General features: G+C 72.8%; 18 protein-coding genes. 8 read left to right on the top strand and 10 right to left on the bottom strand.

Annotated elements, in window-relative coordinates:
• The first annotated feature begins 78 nt into the window (after nt 1-78).
• Complete coding sequence (locus GGE06_RS08380; RefSeq protein WP_116157125.1) at nt 79-1,830, top strand: glycoside hydrolase domain-containing protein; 1,752 nt, start codon at nt 79-81, stop codon at nt 1,828-1,830.
• A 148-nt stretch (nt 1,831-1,978) separates the two neighbouring features.
• Here GGE06_RS08380 and pstS read toward each other — a convergent pair whose 3' ends face one another.
• The 5 genes from pstS to GGE06_RS08355 form a co-directional block, all read right to left on the bottom strand.
• Nucleotides 1,979-3,043, bottom strand: coding sequence for a phosphate ABC transporter substrate-binding protein PstS (gene pstS, locus GGE06_RS08375; protein WP_246532439.1), 1,065 nt, complete (start codon nt 3,041-3,043; stop codon nt 1,979-1,981).
• Between the two features lie 234 nt (nt 3,044-3,277).
• Entirely contained in the window at nt 3,278-5,359 is a 2,082-nt protein-coding gene (locus GGE06_RS08370; protein ID WP_184930619.1) for an NPCBM/NEW2 domain-containing protein, read from the bottom strand.
• A gap of 101 nt (nt 5,360-5,460) precedes the next feature.
• On the bottom strand, nt 5,461-6,504 hold the full coding sequence (locus GGE06_RS08365) for an ABC transporter permease (RefSeq protein ID WP_116157127.1): 1,044 nt from the start codon (nt 6,502-6,504) through the stop codon (nt 5,461-5,463).
• Complete coding sequence (locus tag GGE06_RS08360; protein ID WP_116157128.1) at nt 6,501-8,075, bottom strand: sugar ABC transporter ATP-binding protein; 1,575 nt, start codon at nt 8,073-8,075, stop codon at nt 6,501-6,503. Before GGE06_RS08360 ends, GGE06_RS08365 begins: the two co-directional genes overlap by 4 nt.
• A 46-nt stretch (nt 8,076-8,121) precedes the next feature.
• The gene (locus tag GGE06_RS08355) at nt 8,122-9,168 is read right to left on the bottom strand and encodes a substrate-binding domain-containing protein (RefSeq protein WP_116157129.1); all 1,047 of its coding nucleotides are present in this window, start codon (nt 9,166-9,168) and stop codon (nt 8,122-8,124) included.
• Between the two features lie 304 nt (nt 9,169-9,472).
• Here GGE06_RS08355 and GGE06_RS08350 point away from each other — a divergent pair, with 304 nt between their 5' ends.
• Nucleotides 9,473-10,471: a pyridoxal-phosphate dependent enzyme gene (locus tag GGE06_RS08350; RefSeq protein WP_184930416.1), complete on the top strand. Its 999-nt coding sequence runs from the start codon at nt 9,473-9,475 to the stop codon at nt 10,469-10,471.
• Nucleotides 10,472-10,499: 28 nt separating this feature from the next.
• Here the strand turns inward: GGE06_RS08350 and GGE06_RS08345 are convergent, their stop codons facing one another.
• Nucleotides 10,500-11,381, bottom strand: coding sequence for a diacylglycerol/lipid kinase family protein (locus GGE06_RS08345; protein ID WP_116157131.1), 882 nt, complete (start codon nt 11,379-11,381; stop codon nt 10,500-10,502).
• 62 nt (nt 11,382-11,443) lie between these two features.
• The gene (locus GGE06_RS08340) at nt 11,444-13,039 is read right to left on the bottom strand and encodes an FAD-binding oxidoreductase (RefSeq protein ID WP_116157132.1); all 1,596 of its coding nucleotides are present in this window, start codon (nt 13,037-13,039) and stop codon (nt 11,444-11,446) included.
• Nucleotides 13,040-13,113: 74 nt separating this feature from the next.
• Here GGE06_RS08340 and GGE06_RS08335 point away from each other — a divergent pair, with 74 nt between their 5' ends.
• The 6 genes from GGE06_RS08335 (at nt 13,114) to lanKC (ending at nt 22,191) form a co-directional block, all read left to right on the top strand.
• On the top strand, nt 13,114-13,713 hold the full coding sequence (locus GGE06_RS08335) for a TetR/AcrR family transcriptional regulator (protein ID WP_116157133.1): 600 nt from the start codon (nt 13,114-13,116) through the stop codon (nt 13,711-13,713).
• Nucleotides 13,710-15,278, top strand: coding sequence for a glycerol-3-phosphate dehydrogenase/oxidase (locus GGE06_RS08330; protein ID WP_116157134.1), 1,569 nt, complete (start codon nt 13,710-13,712; stop codon nt 15,276-15,278). Before GGE06_RS08335 ends, GGE06_RS08330 begins: the two co-directional genes overlap by 4 nt.
• A gap of 219 nt (nt 15,279-15,497) precedes the next feature.
• Nucleotides 15,498-17,372, top strand: a complete 1,875-nt coding sequence (dnaK, locus tag GGE06_RS08325; RefSeq protein ID WP_184930415.1) for a molecular chaperone DnaK — start codon at nt 15,498-15,500, stop codon at nt 17,370-17,372.
• Between the two features lie 91 nt (nt 17,373-17,463).
• Nucleotides 17,464-18,420, top strand: coding sequence for an NmrA/HSCARG family protein (locus tag GGE06_RS08320; RefSeq protein ID WP_184930414.1), 957 nt, complete (start codon nt 17,464-17,466; stop codon nt 18,418-18,420).
• A gap of 30 nt (nt 18,421-18,450) precedes the next feature.
• Entirely contained in the window at nt 18,451-19,482 is a 1,032-nt protein-coding gene (locus GGE06_RS08315; protein WP_184930618.1) for a zinc-binding alcohol dehydrogenase family protein, read from the top strand.
• A gap of 108 nt (nt 19,483-19,590) precedes the next feature.
• Nucleotides 19,591-22,191: a class III lanthionine synthetase LanKC gene (gene lanKC / locus GGE06_RS08310; RefSeq protein WP_184930413.1), complete on the top strand. Its 2,601-nt coding sequence runs from the start codon at nt 19,591-19,593 to the stop codon at nt 22,189-22,191.
• A 335-nt stretch (nt 22,192-22,526) separates the two neighbouring features.
• Here the strand turns inward: lanKC and GGE06_RS08305 are convergent, their stop codons facing one another.
• From GGE06_RS08305 to GGE06_RS08295, 3 genes are all read right to left on the bottom strand, one after another.
• Nucleotides 22,527-23,399, bottom strand: a complete 873-nt coding sequence (locus GGE06_RS08305; protein WP_116157139.1) for a MurR/RpiR family transcriptional regulator — start codon at nt 23,397-23,399, stop codon at nt 22,527-22,529.
• 163 nt (nt 23,400-23,562) lie between these two features.
• Nucleotides 23,563-24,777, bottom strand: a complete 1,215-nt coding sequence (locus GGE06_RS08300; protein WP_116157140.1) for a M20 family metallopeptidase — start codon at nt 24,775-24,777, stop codon at nt 23,563-23,565.
• Nucleotides 24,774-25,526: an amino acid ABC transporter ATP-binding protein gene (locus GGE06_RS08295; protein ID WP_116157141.1), complete on the bottom strand. Its 753-nt coding sequence runs from the start codon at nt 25,524-25,526 to the stop codon at nt 24,774-24,776. The genes GGE06_RS08300 and GGE06_RS08295 overlap by 4 nt, the downstream gene beginning before the upstream one ends.
• Between the last annotated feature and the right edge of the window lie 4 nt (nt 25,527-25,530).

Here is a 25,530-nt window from a genome sequence, read left to right as displayed (position 1 = left end):
CGGGCACCGCTCGTCCCCGCCCCGAGCAGACCTGCCCCCTCCCTCTCCCCCCTCCCCGCATCGAGTAGGAGTGCCCTGATGTCCTCCCGCATCCCCTGGCGCGTCCGTGCCGGAACGGCCACGCTGGCGGTGCTCGCCGGTGTCGGCGCGTTCGCCGCGCCCGGATCCGCCTCTGCCGCCTCCCCGCCCGGGGCCGGCCGACAGGCCGTCAGCTACCACGGCTACCGCATCGAGGTCCCCGCCGACTGGCAGGTCGTCGACCTGGCCGAGAATCCGCAGGCCTGTCTCCGATTCGACAGACCCGCCGTCTACCTGGGCGAGCCCGCCGAGCAGAGCGACTGCCCCGCACACCTCGTGGGCCGTACGGCGGGCATCGTCGTGGAGCCCCTCAGCGCCCGCTCCGCCGGCCAGGCGACGGCGGCCACCGCAAGGACCGCACGCGGCAAGGCCACCGCCCCGACCGCCGTGTCCAGCAACGACACCATCCAGATCGCGGTCGAGGACGCCGGTGTACTCGTCACCGCCGCCCACACCCCGGCGACCGAGGATCTGGTGCGGGGCGTTCTGGCCTCGGCCGAGCTCACCCCGGGTGCCCGGCGCACCGAGCTGCCCCGCACAGTCCAGCGGCCCGACGCCACCGCCCTCGCCGCGGCCGGGCCGCAACCCGGCAACTACCTGGGCAAGGGCTTCGACACCTGCGCCGCGCCCTCCCAGGCCGCCATGAACGCCTGGCGGGCCGGCTCGCCGTACAGCGCGGTCGGCGTCTACATCAGCGGCTCCTTCCGCGGCTGCGCGCAGCCGAACCTGACCGCGAGCTGGGTGACCGGTCAGACCGGCAACGGATGGCGGCTGATCCCCATCGACGTCGGCCGCCAGGCCCCGTGCACGAGCTTCTCGCTGAAGATGTCCGCCGACCCCGCCACGGCCAAGTCCCAGGGCGTGACCGCGGCGGCCGCCGCCCTCACCGCCGCGGCGAACCTCGGCATCCCCGCGGGCAGCGCCGTCTACAGCGACATCGAGGGATACGCCTCCACGGCCTCCTGCAAGGCGGCCGTGCTGTCGTACCTGTCCGGCTGGACCGAACGGCTGCACAGCGGCGGCTATCTGTCGGGCTTCTACTCCAGCGCGTCCTCCGGCATCAAGGACGCCGCGAGCGAGTACGGCAACAGCGCCTACACGCGGGTCGACCACATCTTCTACGGCTGGTGGAACGGCACCGCCGACACCAACACCGGTTCCTACGTCCCGTCCACCTACTGGGCCGGCCACCAGCGCATCCACCAGTACGCGGGCGAGGTCACCGAGTCCTACGGCGGCTACTCGATCAACATCGACCGCGACTACCTGGACGTGGGCACCGGCACACCGCCCGCGCCCACCTGCACGGGGACGAACCTCGACTTCACCACGTACCCCACGGTCCAGAGCGGATCGACCGGCGACCAGGTCAAGGCGGCCCAGTGCCTGCTCAAGGCCGCCGGATACGACCCGGGCACCCCGGACGGGGCGTTCGGCTCCTCCACGACCACCGCGACCAAGAACTTCCAGAGCGGCACGGGGCTCACCGCGGACGGAGTGATCGGGCCGAAGTCCTGGACCGCCCTGCTGTCCCGCGGATCCACCCCCACCGTCCAGAACGGCTCGACGGGAGAAGCCGTTACCCGGCTCCAGCGTGCCCTGACCGCCGCGCTCGGCCGGACGGTGGCCGTCGACGGCTCCTTCGGTCCGGGCACCGACCAGGCCGTGCGCGACTACCAGTCCTCACGTGCTCTGACGGTCGACGGCATCGTCGGCTCCGGCACCTGGGGCGCCCTCCAGTCGGGAAGGTGAGGAAGGCGCCGTGAGAGGGAGAAGGCCTGCACGGTTCAGGCCTTCTCCCTCCTCTGCTTCGCGCTCGACCGGCGCCCGTGAACCAAGACCGCCACGGGCGTCCGGTCCGGCCTTCCCCTCCTCGTCCCCGGCCTGGTGGTCGCCCGCGTCAGGAAAGCGTGCTCACGACCTTGCGGACCTCCGTCGCGACGGACGCGGGCAGCCGTGCGTAGTGGTACGCGTCCAGCTGGGACTGGCCCTCCTCGCTCGCGGTGTACGTGAGGAAGGACTTGAGGGCGGGCAACGTCTCCGGCCGGTTGCCCGTGTCGCAGACGATCTCGTAGGTCACGAGGACGATCGGGTAGGCGCCCTCGGCCTTGGTCCGGTAGTCGAGCTTCAGCCTGAGGTCCTTGCCTTCGCCGGCGATCTCGGCCTCGGCGATGCCCAGCGAGGCGCTCCGGGGAGTCGGGGCGACCGGCTCGGCGGCGCCCGTGGCGATGCGGACCGTCCCGATCTTCCGTTGCACGGCGAAGGACAGTTCGAAGTAGCCGATCGCGCCGTCGGTCTGCGTCACCGCCTGGGAGACGGCGTCCGAGCCGCTGGCCGACTGACCGCCCTGGGCCTGCCACTTCTTGTCCGCCGGATACGGCCAGGACCTCCGGGCCGCGCCCTTGAGGTAGGCGTTGAGGTTCTGGGTGGTGCCGGAGTCGTCCGCGCGGTGCAGCGGGACCACGGGGATGTCCGGCAGCGTCGCATCGGGGTTGAGGCGCTGGATCGACGGGTCGTTCCAGCGGGTGATCCGCGCGTCGAAGATCCGGGCGAGGGTCGGCGCGTCCAGAACGAGATCGGTGACCCCCGGCACGTTGTAGCCGATGGCGATGGGCCCCCCGGCCATGGGCAGGTCGACGGCCTGCCCCCCGGGGCAGACGTCCTTGGTGAACTCCACGTCCTCCGCGCTCAGTGCCTGGTCCGTGCCCCCGAACGCGGTGGCGCCGCGCTGGAACTGGGCGACGCCCGCCCCCGATCCGAGCGGGGCGTAGGCGACCTGGACGCCCTTGCAGGCGAGCTGGTACTGCCGGATCCAGCGCTCCATCGCGTTCTGCTGGGCCGACGAACCCGACCCGCGTACCTGCCCGGACTCGGCGCAGTCGATGCTCGGCGCGGCCTCCGTCGCCGACGGCCCGTCCGCGCCGTCGGAGCCTCCCGCGCAGCCGGCGAGCAGCGCGCCGCCCATCGCCACCGCGGTGGCTCCTCTCCATCGGCCGGACCGTCCCGAACGCCGGAAACCCACCGTGATCCTCCTTCGGCCATACGCGGATGTCGCGCAGATGATCATCGATGTTCCGGAGGAGAGATGACCGTGTGGTGAACAGGGGCGGTCATCCGGTCGACGTCCAGGTGAGCGGGGCGCCTTCCCCCGACCGCGGGCGGGGGAAGGCGCCCCGTGCCCGCGGTCGGGCGGTCTCGATCAGGCGCAGGTGAGGGTGGGTGCGGCCCAGTCCGCGTGGTCGTAGTCCTTGCCGTCGCCGGCGTCGGTGACCTGAAGGGTGAGCTCGTAGGCACCGGTGAGCGGGGCGTCCAGGTGCACGGTGCCGGCGCTGCCGGTCACGGTGGAGCTCTCGGCCACCTTCGTACCGTCCGCGAAGACCCTGAAGACCACCGAGCCGTGGCTGCCGGACTCGTCGTCGACGCCCACGTCGGTGCTCAGGCCGGTACACGTGCCGCCCAGGTAGTACGTGACGGTGGAGGCGGCGTGGGTGCCGAGTCCCTTGGCGTACGGCGTACCGCCGATGGTCAGGGTGCGGCCGTCGCCGGCCGCCTGCTCCCCGTTGCTGAGGTCGCGCTCCACCGGGCCCCAGCCGTTGACGGCACCCGCCCAGGGCAGGTCGCCGAGGTCGTGCCTGCCGGCCGACGGGCCGTCGCCGCAGGCGAGGCGCGCACCCGCCCAGTCGGCGTGGTCGTGGTCCTTGCCGTCGCCGGCGTCGGTGACCACCAGCCGCAGGTCGTTCGCGCCGGTGAGGTCGACGCTGAGGCGCCTGGCGGGATCGCTGCCCCGGAGCACCCCGCTGTCGGCGGCCAGGCTCTGGTCGCGGTACACCCGGAAGACCACCGAGCCGTTGTTGCCGGACTCGTCGTCGACGCCGACGTCGACGGTGAGGTTCCGGCACGTCCCGCCCAGGTGGTAGCGGACCTCGGAGGCGGCGTGGGTGCCCAGGCCCTTGGCGTACGCCGTGCCGCCGACGGTCAGGGCGTGCCCGTCGCCGGAGCCGCTCTCGCCGTTGCTCCGGTTGCGCTCCACCGGGCCCCAGCCGTTGGTCGCCGAGGTCCAGGCCAGGTCGCCGAGCTGGTGCAGGCCGGCGGGCAGCGCGATCGGCGCGTTCGGGGTCACCCGGTACATCACGGTGCCGTGCGGGGGAACCGTGGCGCCGACCGTGCCGGTCGAGGTGGTGGTCTGCTTGGACCACAGGTCCTTGAGCGTGTACGAGGGCGCGCCGCCGATCCCGGCGGCCTCTGCGGTGGTGGCGACGGTCTGGGTCTGGCCGGTCTCGTTGGTCAGGGTGATCGCGCGGCTGCCGTCGGCCAGCGGCTTGCTCATCACGACGAGGCCGCCGCTGCTGGACAGCACGGTGCCCTGCACGCCCAGCGGGTCCTGGTCGACCGCGATCACGTCGGTGTTCTTCAGGATCGCCAGCGTCGCCGCACTCGCGGTCCGCAGGTCGCTGCCGATGAGCAGCGGCGCGGACATCTGGGCCCAGAGGCTGAAGTGGGTGCGGTACTCGGTGTCGGTCATGCCGCCGTTGCCGACCTCCAGCATGTCCGGGTCGTTCCAGGCGCCCGGCCCGGCGTACGGGGCGAGCGGCTGGTTGGCGTGCGCGATGCCGATCATGCTGGACCAGGTGTCGGTGATGTCCCCGGTGGTGCGCCAGGAGTTGCCGACGTCCTGCGCCCAGTTCCACGGCTGGTTCTGGCCCCACTCGCAGATGCTGTAGAGGATGGGCCGGCCGGTGGCCTTCAGGGCGTCGCCCATCGCCCGGTAGCGCTGCCGGGCGTCGACGAACTGGTTGTTGCAGTTGTCGTACTTGAGGTAGTCGACGCCCCAGGACGCCCACAGGTCGGCGTCCTGCTGCTCGTGGCCGAGTCCGCCGGGGAAGCCGAGGTTGTCGCAGGTCTTGGTGCCGGCGCTGGAGTAGATGCCGAACTTCAGGCCCTTGGAGTGGACGTAGTCGGCCAGCGCCTTGATCCCGTTCGGGAAGCGCACCGGATCCGGGACCAGGTTGCCGGAGGCGTCGCGGTTGGGCAGGGCCCAGCAGTCGTCGAGGTTGACGTACTGGTAGCCGGCGTCCTTGAGTCCCTGGGAGACGAAGATGTCCGCGATGCCCTTGACCATCGACTCGTTGAACTCGGCCCGGCAGTGGGTGGAGTTCCAGTTGTTGAAGCCCATGGCGGGGGTGCGGGCCAGTGTGTTGTCGGCGGCCGCCGCCGGTGGAGCGGCGGCCAGTTGGAGGCCGGCCGCGGCCGTCGCGGCGAGCGCCCCGCCGCCGAACAGCATGGCCAGCGAGGCGGTCACCGCGGTCAGGGCATGCCTGATCCCGGGTGTGGACGGAGTCACGTGGGTTCTCCTGTCTGAGAGGTTGTTGGGCCGGAGCTGATCTACGCGGGCAGGCCGACGGCGCGGCCGCGGTTGCGGCGCTGCTGGATGACGACGGCGGCCACCAGGAGCAGCCCCTGTGCGACGTTCTGCCAGAAGGTGTTGATGCCCTGGACGGTGAGCCCGTTCTGGAGGGCCCCCAGCAGGGCGACCGCGAGCAGGGTGCCGCCGACGGTGCCCTTGCCGCCCTTGAGGGCGCAGCCGCCGAGCGCGGCCGCGGTGATCGACTGGAGTTCCAGGCCCTCGCTGCCGGAGACCGGCTGCCCGGAGCCGGTGCGCGCGGTGAGCAGTACACCGGCGAGGGCGGCGACGGTGCCGGTCAGCGCGTACGCCGAGATCAGGTACTTGTTGAGGTTGATGCCGGCCAGTCGGGCGGCGGTGTCGTTGCCGCCGAGGGCGTAGATGTTGCGGCCGATGTCGGTGTACGTGAGCAGGACGTGCACGGCGACCGCGACCAGGGCCAGGATCCAGACCATGGTGGGCAGCCCGGCGATCCTCCCCCGGCTGAGGAAGACGAACACCGGGTCGCCGAGGACGTAGCCCTGCGCCCGTCCGTCGGAGACGAGTTGGGCGAGTCCCTTGTACGCGGCGAGGCCGGCCAGGGTCGCGATGGTGGGGTTGACCCGGCCGTGGATGATGACCACGCCGTTGAGCAGGCCGACGGCGGCACCGGCGAGCAGGGCGGCGCCGATGCCGAGCGGGGCGCTGGAGCCGGTGGCGGTGAACACCATCGCACTGACCACGGAGGCGAGGCCGGCCTGGGAGCCGACGGAGATGTCGAGGCCGCCGCAGATGATGACGACGGTCTGCACCACGGCGAGCAGCCCCGCGATGGTGGCCGCCTCTCCGATCACCCGGATGTTGTCCCAGCCGAGGAAGTTCGGGTCGAGCGAGCCGAACAGGGCGATCACGACGACGAGGGCGCCGAGGAGGCCGACGTTCTGCCCGCCGATCGAGGCGAGGAGCGCGCGCGGGCCGCGCCGGGTCGGCTCGGGCCCGGTTCCGCTCGGCGGGCGTCGGGTGCTCGGGGCGGTGGTGGCGCTCATCGGGCGGCTCCGGTGGCGGTGGTCGGGGTGTCGGTGCCGGCGCCGCCCTGGGGAGCGGCGGTGAGGTCGTCGGCCATGGCGAGGGCGAGGATCGCCTCCTCGGAGGCCTCGGAACGGCCGAGTTCGCCGGTGATGCGGCCGTTCTGCAGCACGAGGACGCGGTCGGCGAGGCCGAGGACCTCGGGCAGTTCGGAGGAGACCACCAGGACGGCCACGCCCTCGCGGGCCAGGTCGGCGATGATCTGGTAGATCTCCGCCTTGGCGCCGATGTCCACGCCGCGGGTGGGCTCGTCGAGTATCAGCAGCGCGGGCCTGCGGGCCAGCCATCGGGCCAGCACGACCTTCTGCTGGTTGCCGCCGGACAGGGCGTGGACCTCGGTCTCGACGGAGGGTGCGCGCACGCGCAGGCGGTCGGCGAACTCCTGCGCGAGGGCGCGCTCCCGGGACTTGCTGACGAAGCGCCGGCGGCGCAGTCGGCGGAGGCTGACCAGAGCGGTGTTGTCGCGGACGGTGCGGTGCAGGAACAGTGCCTGGGCCTTGCGCTCCTCCGGGGCCAGACCAATGCCGGCGGCGATCGCGTCGCGCGGGCTGCGCAGGTCGAGACGCCTGCCGTCGAGCGTGACGGTGCCGGAGCGGATCGGTGTGTCCCCGGCGAGGGCGAGGGCGAGTTCGGAGCGGCCGGCGCCGATCAGTCCGGCAAGGGCGACCACCTCGCCGGCCCGTACCTGGAGCGTGACGTCGCGGACGTCGTCGGTGGTGAGGCCCTTGACGTCGAGCACGACGTGCTCGGTGGCGACCTCCTGCCGGGCGAACAGGCCGGCCAGGTCGCGGCCCACCATCAGACGGACGACCTCCGCCTCGGTGGTGGCGGAGGCCTCGACGACTCCGGCCACCCGGCCGTCGCGCAGGACGGCTATGCGGTCGGCGAGGCGGAAGATCTCCTTCATCCGGTGCGAGACGTAGACGACGGCGACGCCCTGGTCGCGCAGCCGCCCGATCAGGGTGAACAGGGCTTCGGTCTCGTGCTCGGAGAGGGAGGAGGTCGGCTCATCGAAGGCGATCGCCCGGGGTGGCGTTCCGCCGGTGAAGGCGCGCAGGATCTCCACCAACTGGCGCTGTGCGGCGGTCAGCCGGGAGCCGGGGAGGTCGGGGTCGAGGACCTTGGCGAAGCCGAGCCGTGCCAGGTCGGCGGTGATACGCCGGCGCAGCTCGGCCCGGTCGAGGCGGCGCCCGGCGCGGCGGGGCAGCGAGCCGGCGTACACGTTCTCGGCGACCGAGACGTGCGGGATGATCTCCGGCTCCTGCGGGATGATCCGGATCCCGGCCCGGCGCGCGTCGATCGGCGAGGCGAGGGAGAGCGGCGTCCCGTCCAGGAGGACCTGCCCCTGGGTCGGCCGGTGGTCTCCGGTCAGGATGCGCAGGAGGGTGGACTTGCCGGCGCCGTTCTCGCCCATCAGGGCGGTGACCTGGCCGGGCGGGAAGTGCAGGGTGACGTCCTGGAGGGCGTGGACGGCGCCGAAGCGCTTGGAGACGTTCTCGGCGGACAGGCCGGCGGCCGGGGTGGTGGTCATGGGGCCTCACTGATGCGAGGAGGGGCGGGACGGGAGCGAGGGCGCGTCAGCCGCAGGAGACGCCGGCGGTCCGCCAGGAGGTGGCGTCGACCATCCGGGTCGGGGCGAACGCCTCCGCGGGGAAGTCCTTGCCGCTCTTGAGGCGGTCGTACATGGTCTGGACGGCGAGCGCGCCGACGTCCTTGCCGTTGATGAACAGCGCCGCCTTCATGCCGGACGGCTTGCCGGACTGCCAGTCCTTGCAGGCGAGGTAGGCGCCGAGGCCGACGCCGATGATGTCGTTCGGGCCGACGCCCGCGTTCTGCAGGGCGGTGACGCCGCCCTGGACGTTCTCGTCGTTGCAGCCCCAGACGACCCAGTGCTTGACCCCCGGGTTGGCGGTGATCGTGGCCGCGACCTTGTCCTGGGCGCCGGTCGGGGTGTTGTCGGTGGCGACGTCGATGTTCTGGACGGCGGCGCCGGCGGATGCGGCGAACGCCGCCTTCGCGGCCTTGACGCGGTCGCCGCAGACGGTCACGTCCTGCTTCCAGGCGGAGACCGTCCGGGTGTCGGCCGCGTTCCAGCCCGCCTTGGCGTACTCCTGGGCGGCCCGCTTGCCGACCTCGCCGCCCATCTGCGCTCCGCTGAAGCCGATCCGCGGCACCAGATCGCCCTTCGCGCAGGACGCGGGGGCCGGTCCGGTGGTGCAGATCTGGTCGTCGGAGGTGAGCAGGGCGACCTTGGCGTCCCGGGCCGCCTGGACTACCTGCGGGCCGACCGCGGGATCGGGGACGACGACGATCAGGCCGTTGCTCTTCTGCGCGATCGCGGACTGGACCTCGCTGACGGTCTTGTTGGCGTCGTTGCCCAGGTTGACCACCTTCAGGTCGACCCCGAGCTCGGCGGCCTTCGCCTTCGCCCCGGCGGCCTCGCCGATGAAGTACTCCTGATCGCCCTGTTTCTGAAGGTACGTCAGGGACATCTTGCCCGCCACCGTGTGGACGTCACCGGACGAGCCGGACGGCGCCTGGCCGCTCGAACACGCGGAGAGGCCGAGAAGGGTGACGAGAACCGTCGAGGCAGCGGGGGCCAGGCGGGCGCGCAGGGTAGGCATTCGAGGGCTCCTGAGGGTGGGAAGTAACCAGCGAGTGCGACACAACCAATCAGAACCACGCGCAATCAAACGATGCGGTCACAGGAAACGCCGCGATCATGCAACCGTCAATACCTCGCGCTCGAATGGGTCATGCGGCCGCGAAACAAAGGAGGTTGAGGGAACGAGCAGGCACCCCTCAGGAGTCCGGGACAGCAGGCCGACCGGACCACGGAGGTGGTAGATCCTGTTCGAAGTACCTTCGTTCGCGACAGTCGACGCCGAGGGGGTCCGGGCGGCGGCCGGGGGACCTACCCTCTCCCCCATGCCACCTCCGCTGTTGCACCGGCGCTGTCCCGAACTGGCCGACTCCCTGGGCTTCCTCCGGCTGGGCGAGGCCCCCACACCGGTTCGGCGTCTGCCCGGCCTGGGCAGGCGCTCCGAGTTGTGGATCAAGGACGAGAGCGGATACGGGGACGGCGGCTGGGGCGGCAACAAGGTCCGCAAGCTGGAGTGGCTTCTGCCGGAAGCCCGGCGGCGCGGCGCGAGGACCATCCTCACCGTCGGCGGCCTCGGCACCAACTGGGGCCTCGCCGCTGCCTCGTACGCGCGGGAGCTGGGGCTCGGGGTGGCCCTGGGCCTGATCGACCACCCGGTCGACGAGCACGTGCGGGCTCAACTGGAACGACTGCGTGCTTCTGGGGCGACGCTGCATTTCCTGCACAGCAGGACGAGGCTGATCCTGGCCGCGCCCTGGCTCTTCGCCCGGCACGCCCACGGCCTCGCTCCGCCGTACTACCTGCCGGCGGGCGGCTCCTCGCCACTCGGCACGCTCGGCGCCGTCGAGATCGCCCTGGAGCTGGGCGCACAGGTCGAGGCCGGGGAACTGCCGGAGCCGGCGTGGCTCGTCACCCCCGTCGGATCCGGCGGGACCGCCGCGGGGCTGGCCCTGGGGCTACGGCTCGCCGGGCTGCGCACCCGCGTCCTCGGCGTCGTGGTCAACGACACCCTGCGGCTGGACTCCGCCACCCTCCTCAGGCTGTCACGCCGCTGCGCGGCTCTCCTCCGGGCCCGGGGTGCGGATCTGGACGACGCCGGGCCCGCCCCCGACGCGATCCGCACCGAGACGGCCTGGCTGGGAGACGGCTACGCGCACCCCACCGCCGCGGGTGACCGGGCCCTCGCCCGCGCCTCGGCGCAGGCCGGCCTGACCCTGGAACGCACCTACACCGCCAAGGCGCTCGCGGCCCTGCTCGACCTCGACACGGCGGGCCGACTGGGCGGCGGCCCGGTGGTCTTCCTGCAGACCCACGGACCGCGCTGAGGGCGGCGCCCGGTCGTACGAGCCGAAGTCAGGCCAGTACCCGGAGAGACGCGGGTCGCGCCCTGAGGGTCACCGGCAGGGTCGCGTCGACCTCGCCGTCCGCGCCGTACGGGAGGGGCCGGTCGGCTTCGATGCGGACCTCCTCGCCGCGCAGGATCTCGATCTGAGGACGGTTCACGTGCGCGCCCGTCTTCAGTTCGTTCATCATGGCGAAGAAGAGGCGCTTGGGCGCCTCCTTGATCACCACGACGTCGAGCAGGCCGTCGTCGACCCGCGCGCCCGGTGCGATCTTCCTCCCGAATCCGTAGAAGCCGGAGTTGGCCGCGACCACGGTGTAGCCGGTGCGCTCGTGCCGGATCCCGTCGATCGTGATGCGGTACGCGGCGGGCTTCCAGGCGAGGACCGCCCGGAGGCCGCCCGCGTAGTACGAGGCCGCGCCGCGCAGCAGACGGGAGGCGTTGGCGTGGCGGTTGGCCACCGCGTCGACACCCGCGTACACGCTGCCGAGGACGTGGACCCCCTGGTGCTTGGCGGACTCCACCTCGATGGTGTCGACGGCCCGCGGTTCGCCGTCGAGCAGCACCTTGGCGAGGCCTTCGGCGTCGGTGGGAAGCCCCAGGGCGCGCGCGAAGTCGTTGCCGCGGCCCGCGGGGACCAGGCCGAAGACCGTGTCCGTGCCGCTGAGCGCACCGCCGACGGTGCCGGCCATGCCGTCACCGCCGACGGCCAGCACGACGTGCCCCTTCGCCCCGGCGTCCCGGGCGACCTCCTGTGCGTGTTCCAGGCTGCGGCTGTAGACGGTGTCGAGCCGCGCGCCCGCCTCCCGCAGCAGCCGGGCCAGCGGGATCAGGCTCGCCGTGCCGCTGGATCCCCCTGCGGTGGGGTTGACGACGGCGGTGAACTGTCGCATGGATCTGGCCTCCGGGCGGCAGAAGAAGGGGTTCGGGAAGGAGGGGTTCGGGAAGGCGGCGCTCAGCGGACGGGGATCAGGACCCCGGGGCTCAGCACGCCGGACGGGTCGACCTCGGCCTTGACCGCCTGGAGCATGCGGACACCGAGGGGGCCGATCTCGCGGGCGTACCAGTCGCGGTGGTCGGTGCCGACGCCGTGGTGGTGGCTGATGGTGCCGCCCGCCGCCAGGATCGCGTCGTTCGCCGCCCGCTTCACCGGCGCCCAGTGCGCGACGGCGTCCTCGCCCTGCGCGGAGACGACCGTGAAGTACAGCGAGGCGCCGTTCTCGTACGTGTGCGAGATGTGGCACATGACGAGCGGCGGGGTCCCGGCCTCGGTGAGGGTGCTGGTCAGCGCGTCGCGTACCGCGGTGTAGAGGCCGGGGATCGCGGACCAGAACGCGGCCGTCTCCAGCGTCTCGGCGAACGCGCCGGCGTCGAGGAGCGCGTCGCGCAGGTAGGGGGCGTCGTAGCGGCCGTGCTCCCACTTGTCACCTGCCTCCACGCCGATGAACTCGCCGTCGCAGGCGAGGAGGACCTCACGCGCGGCCTCGCGGCGGGCGGCCGTGTCGGCCTCGGTGCCCTCGAAGCCGACGATGGCCATGCAGCCGGGGTTCTGCGGGAGTTCGGTGGTGCCGATGGCGTCCGGCTGCGCGAGGCCGATGAAGGTCTCCGACTCGTCGGAGAGGCGCAGCACGGTGGGCCGGGGGCCGTCCTGGGCGAGCCGCCGCAGGGCGGCCGTGCCCGCCTCGAAGGAGGCGAAGCGCCAGCCCTCGTAGATCCGCTTCTGCGGCAGCGGGCGAATGCGTACGGTGACCGCAGTGATCACGCCGAGGGCGCCTTCGGAGCCGAGGATCAGCTGGCGCAGGTCGGGACCGGCCGCCGAGCGCGGGGCCCGGCCGGTCTCCAGGGTGCCTTCCGGGGTGGCGACCTTCAGACCGACGACCATCTCGTCGAAGCGGCCGTAGCCGGCCGAGGCCTGGCCGCTGGAGCGGGCCGCGGCGAACCCGCCGACGGACGCCCATTCGAAGGACTGCGGGAAGTGGCCGAGCGTCCAGCCCTGCTCGTTGAGCAGGGCCTCGCACCGCGGGCCGCGCAGACCGGGCTGCAGGGTCGCGGTGCGCGACACCTCGTCGACGGACAGGAGCTGGTCGAGCCGGCGGAGGTCCAGGGCGACGAAGGGCCGCTTCGTGGTGGGCGCGAGGCCGCCGACGACGGAGGTGCCGCCGCCGAACGGGACGGCGGACAGGCCGTGGTCCGCGCAGGCCCGCAGGACGGCGAGGACCTCGTCGTGACTGCCGGGGAGGACGACGGCGGCGGGGACGTCGTCGACCTCGCCGGCACGGATGCGCAGGAGGTCGGGGGTCGACTTGCCCCGGGTGTGCCGGACGCGGCTCTCGGCGTCGTCCCGCACACCGTCCGGTGCGGAGACGGCGGCGCGCAGGGCGGCGCTCGCCTCTCCGGCCAGTGCCGGGGCGGGCACCTCTATGTCGGCGAGGCCGGCCGGGCCGCTCTCCCGCGGCGTGACGCCGAGCAGGTCCCGCAGCAGGCCGGTCACCGATTCGGGCAGGGGCGCCGCCTTGGCCGGGTCGCCCCAGCCGCTCCACAACATGTCCACTTCGAGAGGTTCCTCACGGTCTGTTTCACGGACGGCGCTGCCGCTCGGCCCGCACTGGCATTACACTGTGACAGATGACGCCCATTCGTCACAACCATGCGGACGCAGATCCCGTGCTCGACGCAGCACGCGACTGCGTACTCGCCGTCGGCGTACGGCGAACCACCCTCACCGACGTCGCCCGGCGGGCCGGCGTGTCCCGGATGACGCTCTACCGGCGCTGGCCCGACGTGCGGACCCTCGTCGGCGACCTGATGACCCGTGAGTGGATCGCCGTCGCCGCCGGCGCCATGCCGACCGCCGACGACGACCGGCCCGAACGGACCCGGATCGTCGAGGGGTTGGTGGCGGGAGTCGCCGCGTTCCGGTCCCATCCGCTGTTCCAGAAGATCCTCGACGTCGACCCCGAGCTGTTGCTGCCGTACGTCCTCGACCGGCGGGGCGCCAGCCAGGACGCCCTGCTCGGGCTCCTCGTCACGGCCCTGGACGAAGGGCACGAGGACGGTTCCGTACGCCTCGCCCACCCCGACCTGCAAGCCCGGTCCCTGCTGCTCGTCGTCCAGTCCTTCACGCTCTCGATGCGCACCATGGCCGACGAGAACGATCCCGAACTGAGCGAAGCCGCCTTCCTCGGAGAGCTGCGCACCCTGCTGGAGAGGACCCTCGCCCCATGAAGCCCACGAGCAGCACCGCCCTGCCCGGCTCCTCGCTCGACGCCGTGCGGCGCCGGCGCGAACTGGACCGGCTCGCCGACGGCGACGTCGTCGACGTACTCGTCGTCGGGCTCGGCGCCACCGGCGCCGGAGCCGCGCTCGACGCCGCCACCCGCGGACTGAGCGTCGCCGCGATCGACGCCCACGACCTCGCGTTCGGCACCTCCCGCTGGAGCTCCAAGCTGATCCACGGCGGGCTGCGCTACCTCGCGTCCGGGCAGCTCGACGTCGCCCACGAGAGCGCCGTCGAGCGCGGCATCCTCATGGAACGCACCGCCCCCCACCTCGTCCGCGCCCAGCCCTTCGTGCTCCCGCTCACCCCGCTGGTCAGCCGCGGCCAGGCCGCCCTCGCCCGCGCCGGATTCGTCGCGGGCGACCTGCTGCGCGTCGGCGCCCGCACCTCGCGCCGCACGCTGCCGCAGCCGCGCACGCTGTCCGCCGTCGAGACCCGCCACCTCGCCCCGGCCCTGCGCCCCGTCGGCCTGCGCGGCGGACTGCTCTCCTGGGACGGACGGCTCTCCGACGACGCACGCCTGGTGACCGCGATCGCCCGCACCGCGGCCGCCTACGGTGCCCGCGTCCTCACCCGCACCCGGGCCCTGGAACTCCACGGCGACGGCGCGCTGGTACGGGACGAGACCACCGGCCAGGAGCTGCGCGTCCGCGCCCGTACCGTCATCAACGCCGCCGGGGTCTGGGCGGGCGGCCTCATCGACGACGTACGTCTCCGGCCCTCGCGCGGCACCCATCTCGTCCTGCGGTCGGAAACCCTCGGCCGGCTCTCCGCCGGACTGCACATCCCGATCCCCGGTGAGACGAACCGCTTCGTCCTGGTCCTGCCCCAGGGCGACGGGCGCGTGTACGTCGGCCTCACCGACGAGCCCGTCGACGGCGACGTCCCCGACGTGCCGGAGGTGCCCGAGACCGACATCGGCTTCCTCCTCGACGTACTCGGCTCCGCCCTCGACGTCACCGTCCACCGCTCCGACGTGGTCGGGGCCTTCGCCGGCCTGCGGCCCCTGCTCGACACCCGGGACTCGGAGGGCCGCACCGCCGACATCTCGCGCAAGCACGCCGTGCTCACCTCGCCCGACGGCATCGTCACCGTCGTCGGCGGCAAGCTGACCACCTACCGCCGCATGGCCCAGGACGCCGTCGACGCGGCCGTCGCCGCCCGCGGCCTGACCGCCGGCGCGTGCCGCACCGCGTCCGTCCCCCTCGTCGGCGCGGCCGCCCCGCAGACCCTCGCCGGTCTCGACGTCCCGCCCCGCCTCGTACAGCGCTACGGCTCCGAAGCCCCGGCCGTCCACGCCCTCGGGCTCGAAGACCCCGCCCTGGCCGAGCCCGTCGTACCCGGCCACCCCGTCACGGGCGCCGAACTGGTGTGGGCGGTCCGCCACGAAGGCGCCCTCGACGCCTCCGACCTCCTCGACCGCCGCACCCGCATCGGCGTGGTCCCGGAGGACCGCGCCCTCGCCGAGGAAGCGGCCCGGGACGCCCTCGCCCGTACGGCCCCGGTGCGCTGAACGGACACGGTGCCCCTGCCCGACATCCCGGCAGGGGCACCGGTCCATGAGCCAGGCCCACGGCAAGGCGCAGCGAGCCTGGCGAACGGGCGTGCGGACGACAGGAAGATCCCCTCGGCTGAGGCGGGTCGCGGGCGCATGTCGGCGTCCGTGCGGGGAAGACGCCGGAGATGGAGGAGCGCCTTCGCGGCACGCTCTCGTGGATTACAGGAGGCCGACATGGCTCGGTCGGTCGGTATCGACCTGGGAACGACGAATTCGGTGGTCTCCGTACTGGAGGGCGGCGAGCCGACGGTCATCGCGAACGCGGAGGGTGCGCGGACGACGCCGTCCGTGGTCGCCTTCGCCAAGGGCGGCGACGTGCTGGTCGGCGAGCTGGCCAAGCGGCAGGCTGTGACGAACGTGGACCGCACCGTCCGGTCGGTGAAGCGGCACATGGGCGAGTCGGACTGGCGGTTCCCCGCGAGCGGCGAGGTGGACGGCCGGCGTTTCACCGCGCAGGAGATCTCGGCGCGGGTGCTGCAGAAGCTGAAGCGGGACGCCGAGGGCTACCTCGGCGAGGACGTCACGGACGCGGTGGTCACCGTACCGGCGTACTTCGACGACGCGCAGCGCACCGCGACCAAGGAGGCGGGCGAGATCGCCGGTCTCAAGGTGCTGCGGATCGTGAACGAGCCGACCGCGGCGGCGCTCGCGTACGGACTGGACAAGGAGAACGACCAGACGGTCCTCGTCTTCGACCTCGGCGGCGGCACCTTCGACGTGTCCCTCCTGGAGATCGGCGACGGCGTCGTCGAGGTGAAGGCCACCAACGGGGACACGCATCTCGGCGGGGACGACTGGGACCAGCGCGTCGTCGACCACCTGGTGCAGCATTTCAAGAACGGGTACGGCGTCGACCTGTCGAAGGACCGGATGGCGGTGCAGCGTCTGCGCGAGGCCGCGGAGAAGGCGAAGATCGAACTGTCCGCCGCCACGGAGACCACCATCAACCTGCCCTACATCACGGCCTCCGCCGAGGGCCCGCTGCACCTGGAGGAGAAGCTCACCCGAGCACAGTTCGAGAAGCTGACGGAGGACCTGCTGGAGCGCTGCAGGACGCCGTTCCACCAGGCGGTGAACGACGCCGGCATCGATGTGGCCCGGGTCGATCACGTGATCCTGGTCGGCGGCTCGACCCGCATGCCCGCGGTGACCGAGCTGGTGAGGTCCCTGACCGGCAAGGACCCGCACAAGGGAGTGAACCCGGACGAGGTCGTGGCGGTCGGTGCCGCGCTCCAGGCCGGTGTCCTCAAGGGTGAGGTCAAGGACGTCCTGCTCCTCGACGTGACCCCGCTGTCCCTCGGCATCGAGACCAAGGGCGGCATCATGACCAAGCTCATCGAGCGCAACACCACGATCCCGACCAAGCGGTCCGAGATCTTCACGACGGCCGAGGACAACCAGCCGTCCGTGCAGATCCAGGTCTACCAGGGCGAGCGCGAGATCGCGGCGTACAACAAGAAGCTCGGCATGTTCGAGCTGACCGGTCTGCCGCCGGCCCCGCGTGGCGTCCCGCAGATCGAGGTCGCCTTCGACATCGACGCCAACGGCATCATGCACGTGACCGCGAAGGACCTGGGCACGGGCAAGGAGCAGAAGATGACCGTCACCGGCGGCTCCTCGCTGCCGAAGGACGACATCGACCGGATGATCCGCGAGGCGGAACGGCACGCGGAGGAGGACCGGACCCGCAAGGAGGCGGCCGAGACCCGCAACCAGGGCGAGCAGCTCGTCTACCGGACCGAGAAGCTGCTGCGCGACGACCAGGACAAGATCCCCGGTGACGTGAAGTCCGAGGTCGAGGCCGCGATCGCCGAGCTGAAGGAGAAGCTCAAGGGCGAGGACGCCGCGGAGGTCCGCACGGCCGTCGACCGGCTGAACGCGGTCGCCCAGCGGATCGGCACCGCGATGTACGCGCAGCAGCAGGAGGCGCAAGGGGGTGCCGGGCCGGGGGCCGGCGACGCGGGAGGGGACGGCGGGGACGACATCGTCGACGCCGAGATCGTCGACGAGGACAAGCGGGAGGACACGGGCAGACAGGGCGAACGGTAAGCGGGACGACAGGACGACAGGACGACAGGACGAACGGTAAGCGGGACGACAGCAGCCGAACCACGTGTCCGAGGTACGAGGCGATCGAGCCATGACCGAGAAGAAGATCATCACGGTGATCGGAGCGACCGGTAAGCAGGGTGGCGGATTCGTGCGGGCCGTCCTCGCCGACCACGCGAGTGAGTTCGCGGTACGCGCCGTCACCCGCCACCCCGACGGGGAACCCGCCCGGGAGCTGAAGCGCCTCGGCGTCGACGACATCGTCCGGGCCGACCTGGACGATCCGCCCAGCCTCGCGCCGGCCTTCGAGCACGCGTACGGCGCGTTCGTGGTCACGAACTTCTGGGAGCACATGTCCGCGGAGCGGGAGAAGGCCCAGGCACAGGCGGTCGCACGGGCCGCCTCCCATGCGGGAGTACAGCACGCGATCTGGTCCACCCTGGAGGACACGCGCGACTGCATCCCCCTCGACGACGAACGGATGCCGACGCTCCAGGAGCGCTACAAGGTGCCGCACTTCGACGGCAAGGCGGAGGCCGACCACTACTTCACCGAGGAAGCGGTGCCGACCACCTTCCTGCGCACCACCTTCTACTGGGACAACCTGCTCGGCGCCTTCGCGCCGCAGCGCGGCCCGGACGGCGCCTTCCAGCTCACCTATCCCATGGGCGAGAGCCGGCTCTCCGGCATCGCGGTCGACGACATCGGCAAGACCGCCCTCGCCGTCCTCCGCGGTGGCGCCGATTTCGTCGCCGCCACGATCAGCATCGCCGGCGAGCACCTCAAGGTCGCCGACATGGCCGCGGCGCTCACGGAGTCGCTCGGCGAACCGGTACGGTACCGGCCCCTCAGCCCGGACGAGTGGCGCGCGCAGGGCCTGCCCGGGGCCGACGAGACGGGAAACATGTTCCAGTACTACGCGGACTGCGAGCACCGCTTCACCGCGGCCCGGGACCTCACCGCCGTCCGTGACCTCAACCCCGCCCTCCAGGACTTCGCCACCTGGCTCGCGGCCCACCACGACAGACTGCTCACCGCCTGGGCCTGACCCGACGTGACTGCCGCCGTTCCGGAGACGATGGCGGCCTGGGTCGTCCTCGCCGACCGCCCCGGGACGATCGAGCGCCGGGAACTGCCCGTGCCCGCCCCGGCGCCGGACGAACTGCTGGTCCGGGTTCGCGCGTGCGGCGTGTGCCGTACCGATCTCCACGTACGCGATCACGAACTCCCTCCGCACCGGGACCAGGTCGTCCCCGGACACGAAGCCGTCGGGGACGTCGTCGCCGTCGGCGACGAGGTCACCGGTCCGGAGGCCGGTTCCCGGGTCGGTGTCCCGTGGCTGCGGCGTACCTGCGGGACGTGCCCGTACTGCGCGCACGGCCGGGAGAACCTGTGCCCCGCCTCCCGCTACACCGGCTGGGACGCGAACGGCGGCTACGCCACGTACGCCACCGTGCCCGCCGCCTACGCGTACGAGCTGCCCACCGGGTACGCGGCCGAGGAGCTGGCCCCGCTGCTGTGCGCGGGGATCATCGGCCACCGGGCCCTGTGCCGCGCGGAGCTCCCCGAAGGAGGGCGGCTCGGCATCTACGGGTTCGGCGCCTCCGCCCACCTCACCGCGCAGCTCGCCGTCGCCGAGGGCGCCACCGTCCACGTCCTCACCCGCTCCCCCGCCGCCCAGGCCCTCGCCCTGGAGCTCGGCGCCGCCTCGGCGCGCGACGCCCGGACGGGGCCGCCCGAGCCACTGGACTCCGCGATCCTCTTCGCCCCGGCCGGCGACCTCGTCCCGTCGGCCCTGGAAGCGCTGGACAGCGGCGGAACGCTCGCCATCGCCGGCATCCACCTCTCCGACGTCCCTCCCCTGAACTACGCCAGGCACCTCTTCCGGGAGCGGACCGTCCGCAGCGTCACCGCCAACACCCGCGAGGACGGACGCGCGTTCCTCGCCGCGGCCACCGCACACCGCCTCCGCCCGACCCTCTCCCCCTACGCCTTCGCCCACGCCGACCGCGCCCTGGCCGACCTCGCCGCGGGCCGGGTCCACGGTGCGGCGGTACTGCGGATGCCCGGGGACGAGAAGGCGGGTCGCCCCGGAGGCGTTCTCGCCTGATCCCGGTCGCATACCGCCGCCCGAACCGCCTCCGTACCTGCCGGTCCTGGCGTCCGGCGCGCGAGAACGTTGTTGCGGCCCACCCACCGTCCCCTGTGAGGAGATCCCGTGCTCGAAGGCTTCGGCGAGGCGCTCGCGGACCGGGAGTACTACCTGCCGCTGGCCGGCGTGGCCGACCCCGGGCCGCGCTTCGCTCCCGGCGAGGTGCCGCCGGGCGTGCGCGGCTCCGCCCAGGGCATCTGGACGGTCTGGGGCGGTCCGCGGACCGGACTCGCCGAGCAGGGCTGGAAGATCCACGTGTCGGCGCGCCTCGACCGGGCGCAGCACGTGCTCGACACCGTCGCCGGGATCTGCTTCTCCGAAGGCGTGCCGTTCAAGCACCTGAGCGCCCGGCTCTTCTTCCTGTTCCTCCATCACAAGCACGCCGTGCGGGCCCAGGCGGGCAAGTTCTGCGCCGTCTACCCGCCGGACACGGCGTCCGCCCGCCGGCTCCTCGAACGCCTGCGCGACGCGCTCGACGGGGAGGAAGGGCCGTACGTCCTCACCGACCGGCGCTTTCGCGACTCGCGGACGGTCCACTACCGCTACGGCTCCTTCGACGGCGCCCGCAGCCGGCTCCGGGCCGACGGCACCCGGGAGGGGACGGTCCGCGACGGCTCCGGCCGCGAGGTCGTGGACTCGCGACTGCCCGCCTTCCACCTGCCCGCGGGGATCACGGACCCCTTCGTCGAGCAGGAGGAGCAGCCGCACGCGGGCCCGATCCTGATCCGCGACTACGAGGTGATCCGCGCGGTGCGCCTGAGCAACGCCGGCGGCGCCTACCAGGCCCGCGACCGGCGGACCGGCCGCACCGTCTTCCTCAAGGAGGCCCGTGCCCACAACGGCCTGGTCTTCGACGGGACCGACGCGCAGCAGCGGCTGCGGCACGAGTACGACGTGCTGCGCGAACTGCACGCGGCGGCCCCGGGGGTGGGCCCGGAGCCGCTGGACCACTTCACGGAGTGGGAGCACGACTTCCTCGTCACCGAGCACGTCGCGGGGCAGCCGCTGGTGGGCTGGCTGAGCCGGTCCTCCCCGCTGGCCCGCGCCGACCGCACGGCCGAGTCCGTCGCCGCGTACTACGGGGCGTGCCGGCGTCTCCTTGCCGCGCTGGACGCCTCGCTGGAGCGGCTGCACGCCGCCGGCTACCGGTTCGGTGACCTCAGCCTGGGCAATGTCCTGGTCACGCCGTCGGGCGGGGTCCGTCTCGTCGACTTCGAGGCGGCCTCGGCGGTGTCCGCGACCCCGTCCGGGATGGGCACTCCGGGGTTCACGCCGCCGCCCGGCCTGCGCCGCGCGGACGACGATCCGCTGCTGCAGGACCGGTACGGCACGTCGGCGGTCGCGCTCGCCTTCCTGGCACCGTTCAACGAGACCGCCGAGCACGCGCCCGCCAACCTCGCCCTCCTGCGCCGCGATCTGGCGGACGTCGCTCCGCCGCAGGACCTGTGGCAGCGGGCGACCGCCTTCCACCTGACGGGAGACCGGGCGCGGGGCCAGAGCGGTCCCGGCCGTCCGCCCTCCCCCGTCGAGCTGGACACCGATCCGCGCGGCTGCCTCACCCGGCTGGCCGAGGAGGTGGCCGCCGGTCTCCTCGAGATGGCTGACGCCGACCGGCCTGACTGGGTGTTCCCGCCCTCACCCGAGGCGTTCCGGACCAACAACGTGTGTCTGGCCTACGGCACGGCCGGGGTGGTGCACGCCCTGCACCGCGCCGGTGCTGCGGTGCCGGAGGAGATCCTCGAACGGTTGCGCCGCGACACGCTGGCGCTGCGCGACGCACTGCCCCCCGGCCTGCTCGTCGGCTCGGCCGGCATCGCCCGGGTGCTGGCCGGCCTCGGCCGGCCGGACGAGGCCGTCGACCTGCTCCGGGCCGCCGACGGGCACCCGCTCACCGCCTCCTGCGGCACGCTGGCCGGCGGGCGGGCCGGAGTCGGCCTGGGCTGGCTCGCCCTGCACCGGCTGACCGGGGAGAGCAGCCACCTGGAGCGGGCCGCGGCGGCGGGGGAAGGCCTGCTGCGCACCGCCGACCTGCCGGCCGCCCTCGGCGAGCACGACGCCCGCGGCCTGCTGCACGGCCGCTCGGGACTCGCCCTCTTCCTCCACCGCCTGGCCCGCGACACCGGCGAGGCCCGCTTCCTGGAGGCGGGCCGCCTGCTGCTCCACCAGGAGCTGGACCGGACCTTCCCGCTGGACGACGGCGCCCTGTCCCTCTCCGACGACGCACGGCTCACCCGTGCCATGCCGTACCTGGCCACGGGCGCGGCCGGTCTCGCGGTGGTGCTCACCCGCTACGTGGCCACCGCGCCGGACGAGCGCTGCGCCGCGGCACTGCCGCGGCTGGTCGCCGGCATCCGGGTCTCGTGCGCCACGAAGGAGGCGGGCCTGTACCGGGGGCTGGCCGGACTGACCTGGTTCCTGACCGAGCACGCCGGGCTCACCGGCACGGACGCCGCCCGCGGGGACGCCGTGCGCGCGGCAACCGGCCTGCTGAAGTACGCCGTCCCGTACCGGCGCGGTGTCCGCTTCCTCGGAGCGGGTTCGCAGCGGTTCACCGCCGACCTGTCCAGTGGCGGGGCCGGTGTCCTGCTGACCCTGCACCGCCTGCTGTCCGGCCCGCTCCTGCCGGGGCCCCACCCTGCGCGACCCCGGCTCCCGGCAGCCGTCTGACGGCACCGGACGGGCCTCCCACGACCCCCTCGGCGCGGTGGCGAACGCCTCGTGCCGAGGTATGCAGTGACCGACCGATACGACCCCGACAAGAATGAGGAGATCATCCATGACCCAGATCCTCGCGCTCCAGGCCCTGGACACCGAGCAGGAGGCCGACGCCTTCGCCCCCTGCTTCAGCGTCGCCTGGAGCATCAGCGACATCTTCCCCGAGCCGATGTAACGAGCCGGCGCCCGGCGAGGGCCGGGACCGGTGGCCCCGCCACCGGTCCCGGCCCTCTGCGTTCGCCTGCGGTGGTCCGGCGGCCCGCGTCACCGCAGGCCGGTGCCGCGGGTCACTGGAGTCCGAGGCGCCGTGCGGTCTCCTCGGTGTGCCGCAGGCGTGCGGGGGCCTCGTCGCCGAGTGCCGCGACGACTCCGGCGACGACGGTCTCGACCACGGCGAGGGTGGGCACGAGGCTGTCGTACGGTGAGGGTGTCGTGACCAGGCTGGGCAGGACGACCTCGGCGTGTGCGGAGACCGGGGAGAGCCATCGGTCGGTGAACAGGATGACCTTCGCGCCTTGTTCGAGGGCGAGTCGGGCCATGGTGACCTTGTCCTCCTCGTAGCGGCGGTAGTCGAAGACGACCAGGACGTCGCGGCGTGTGAGCGTGCCGAGTGCCGCGGTCCGCTCGACGTCTCCCGCGGGCAGGAGCCGGATGTCGCCGCGCAACTGCATGAGGTGCAGTCCGAGGTACTGGGCGAGGAGATGGGTGAAGCGGCCACCGGTCAGGGTGATGCGCCGTCTGCCGTCGGCCAGGAGCGAGACGGCGTGTTCCAGGTCGTGCGGCGGGAGTTCGGTGAGGGTCTGCCCGACGGCGGAGCTGAACAGCCTGCTGCCCTGTTCGAGAAGGGATGCTTCGCCGGCCGGTGCCTCGTCGGCGCGGGTGCGGTCGGCGGATTCGTACAGGGACAGGGGTGAGGCGTTGCGTTCGTCGAGCTCCTCGCGCAGCGCGGTCTGGAAGTCGGGGAAGCCCCGGTAGCCGAGCCGGTTGACGAAGCGGATGACGGTGGGGGCGCTGACGCCCGCCCGTTCGGCGAGGACGGCGACGGTCTCGAAGCCGGCGGAGGGGTAGTTGGCCAGAAGGACGCGGGCGACCTTGCGCTCGGCCGGGCTGAGGTCGCCCAGCTTGTGCCGGATCACGTCGGCGAGTGCGCCGGAGGCCATCGCGGGTTCCCTTCTCGGTCGTCGGCGGGCGTGCGCCCGCGTGCCGAGCCTAATGCCGATCGATCGAGCGGCGATCACGGCCGCCGGGCCCGGGGCGACGGCGGGTGCTCCCGCACCGGGCAACGGCGCGGTGAGCCGGTGCGGGAGCGTCGGGGGGGCAGCGTCAGTCGCTGCGGCCGTCGCCGAGGTCGGCGATGAGGGAGGCGAGCAGGGCGACCCTGGCCGGGACCGTACTGACGTCGAGCCACTCCTCGGGGGTGTGGTCGGCGCCGCCGACCGGTCCCAGACCGTCCAGCGTCGGGACTCCTGTCCCGGCGATGGTGTTGGCGTCCCCCACGCCGCCCGTCGCCGTGGCGCCGAAGGTCAGACCCAGGCGTACGCCGATGTCCTGGGCCCTGCCGAGCATCCGGCGGGAGGCGGCCGTGTCTTCCATCGGCGGGCAGGACGCGAGTTCCTCGACGGTGACGCGGGTGCCGGGGACGACGGGCCGCGAGGCGGCCTCTTCGAGGGCGGCGGTGGCCGCCCGCATGCCGCTGTCCGTGGTCGAGCGGATCTCGACGAGGAGTTCCGCCTCGGGGCAGACGATGTTGAAGCGGCTGCCCGCGCGCACGACGCCCACGTTGAGGGTGACGCCCTCCCACGTGCCGTTCAGCGCTTGGACGGCGATGACGAGGTGGGCGGCGGCCAGAGCCGCGTTCGCCCCGCGTTCGGGTTCGATGCCCGCGTGTGCGGCGCGGCCGGTGACGGTGAGCCTGAAGTCGGCCACGCCCTTGCGCGCGATGACCAGGTCGCCGTTCTCCCGGGCGCATTCGAGGGCGAGGGCGTAGTGCGCCCCTTCGGCCGCCCGCCGGGTGACCGGCCGGCTGGCGGGTGAGCCGATCTCCTCGTCGGGCGTGGCGAGGAAGACGAGTTCCGCGTAGTCCTCGATGCCTGCCGAGGCGAGGATCTCGAGGGCTGCGAGGCCTGCGACCAGGCCTCCCTTGTCGTCGCTGACGCCGGGTCCGTGGGCGAGGGGTCCGCTGAGGGAGAAGGGGCGTTCGGCGGCGGCCCCGTCGTCGAAGACGGTGTCCATGTGCGCGGCGAGCAGGAGTCTGCGGCCTCCGTCGGCGACGGCGAGGCGACCTCGTCTGCGGCCGATGAGCACGTCTCCGGTGCGGTGTCCCTGGGCCGGTGGCAGCGGGACGCGTTCCACGGAGAAGTCCAGACGCTCCAGATGGGCCCGGACCAGGTCGGCGACCCGGTTGACGCCGTCGGCGCTGTACGAGCCGGAGTCGATCGCGACGAGTTCGGCCAGGTCTTCGAGGTACCGGGCCTGGTGTGCGTGGGACAGGGACAGCAGCGCTTCGTCGAGGGGCTGCTGCCGGGGCGGGGCGCTCACAGGACCTTCGACAGGAAGGCACGGGTGCGCTCCTGCTCCGGTTCGGCCAGGACCCGTCGCGGGTCACCGGATTCGACGACGACGCCTTCGTCCATGAAGACGGCCAGGTCGCCGACTTCGCGGGCGAAGCCGATCTCGTGCGTGACGACGACCATGGTCATGCCGTCGTCCGCGAGCCGGCGCATGACGTCGAGGACGTCGCCGACGAGTTCGGGGTCGAGCGCCGACGTCGGTTCGTCGAACAGCATCAGTTTCGGCTTCATGGCGAGGGCGCGGGCGATGGCGACGCGCTGCTGCTGGCCGCCCGAGAGCTCGGCCGGGTAGTGGCCCTCGCGGTCGGCGAGCCCCACCTGGTCGAGGAGGGCCCTCGCCTCGTCTCGGGCCCGTTCCCTGGCGGTGCCGGCGACCTTGACGGGGGCCTCCATGACGTTCTCGAGGGCGGTCATGTGCGGGAAGAGGTTGAACCGCTGGAACACCATGCCGATGTCGCGCCGCCGGGCGGCGACCTCGCGCTCGCGCAACTCGTGGAGGCGGGTGCCCTGTGGCCGGTAGCCGACCGGTTCGCCGTCGACGGAGAGCCGTCCTCCGTCGATCTTCTCCAGATGGTTGATGCACCGCAGGAACGTGGACTTGCCGGAGCCGGAGGGCCCGAGGAGGCAGCACACCTGGCCGCGCTCGACCGTCAGGTCGATGCCCTTGAGGACCTGGAGCTTCCCGAAGTGCTTGCGCACGCCCTCGGCGTGCACCATGGGC

This window comes from Streptomyces nymphaeiformis, from assembly GCF_014203895.1.
In the GTDB taxonomy this organism is placed as follows: Bacteria; Actinomycetota; Actinomycetes; order Streptomycetales; family Streptomycetaceae; genus Streptomyces; species Streptomyces nymphaeiformis.
This window is presented reverse-complemented; position numbering and strand designations above follow the sequence as displayed.

Bases quoted from the DNA above. Each gene is read 5' to 3' on its own strand.
- GGE06_RS08380 (WP_116157125.1), top strand. From the start codon at position 79: ATGTCCTCCCGCATCCCCTGGCGCGTCCGTGCCGGAACGGCCACGCTG.
- pstS (WP_246532439.1), bottom strand. From the start codon at position 3,043: ATGGGCGGCGCGCTGCTCGCCGGCTGCGCGGGAGGCTCCGACGGCGCG.
- GGE06_RS08370 (WP_184930619.1), bottom strand. From the start codon at position 5,359: ATGCTGTTCGGCGGCGGGGCGCTCGCCGCGACGGCCGCGGCCGGCCTC.
- GGE06_RS08365 (WP_116157127.1), bottom strand. From the start codon at position 6,504: ATGAGCGCCACCACCGCCCCGAGCACCCGACGCCCGCCGAGCGGAACC.
- GGE06_RS08360 (WP_116157128.1), bottom strand. From the start codon at position 8,075: ATGACCACCACCCCGGCCGCCGGCCTGTCCGCCGAGAACGTCTCCAAG.
- GGE06_RS08355 (WP_116157129.1), bottom strand. From the start codon at position 9,168: ATGCCTACCCTGCGCGCCCGCCTGGCCCCCGCTGCCTCGACGGTTCTC.
- GGE06_RS08350 (WP_184930416.1), top strand. From the start codon at position 9,473: ATGCCACCTCCGCTGTTGCACCGGCGCTGTCCCGAACTGGCCGACTCC.
- GGE06_RS08345 (WP_116157131.1), bottom strand. From the start codon at position 11,381: ATGCGACAGTTCACCGCCGTCGTCAACCCCACCGCAGGGGGATCCAGC.
- GGE06_RS08335 (WP_116157133.1), top strand. From the start codon at position 13,114: ATGACGCCCATTCGTCACAACCATGCGGACGCAGATCCCGTGCTCGAC.
- GGE06_RS08330 (WP_116157134.1), top strand. From the start codon at position 13,710: ATGAAGCCCACGAGCAGCACCGCCCTGCCCGGCTCCTCGCTCGACGCC.
- dnaK (WP_184930415.1), top strand. From the start codon at position 15,498: ATGGCTCGGTCGGTCGGTATCGACCTGGGAACGACGAATTCGGTGGTC.
- GGE06_RS08320 (WP_184930414.1), top strand. From the start codon at position 17,464: ATGACCGAGAAGAAGATCATCACGGTGATCGGAGCGACCGGTAAGCAG.
- GGE06_RS08315 (WP_184930618.1), top strand. From the start codon at position 18,451: ATGGCGGCCTGGGTCGTCCTCGCCGACCGCCCCGGGACGATCGAGCGC.
- GGE06_RS08305 (WP_116157139.1), bottom strand. From the start codon at position 23,399: ATGGCCTCCGGCGCACTCGCCGACGTGATCCGGCACAAGCTGGGCGAC.
- GGE06_RS08295 (WP_116157141.1), bottom strand. From the start codon at position 25,526: ATGGTGCACGCCGAGGGCGTGCGCAAGCACTTCGGGAAGCTCCAGGTC.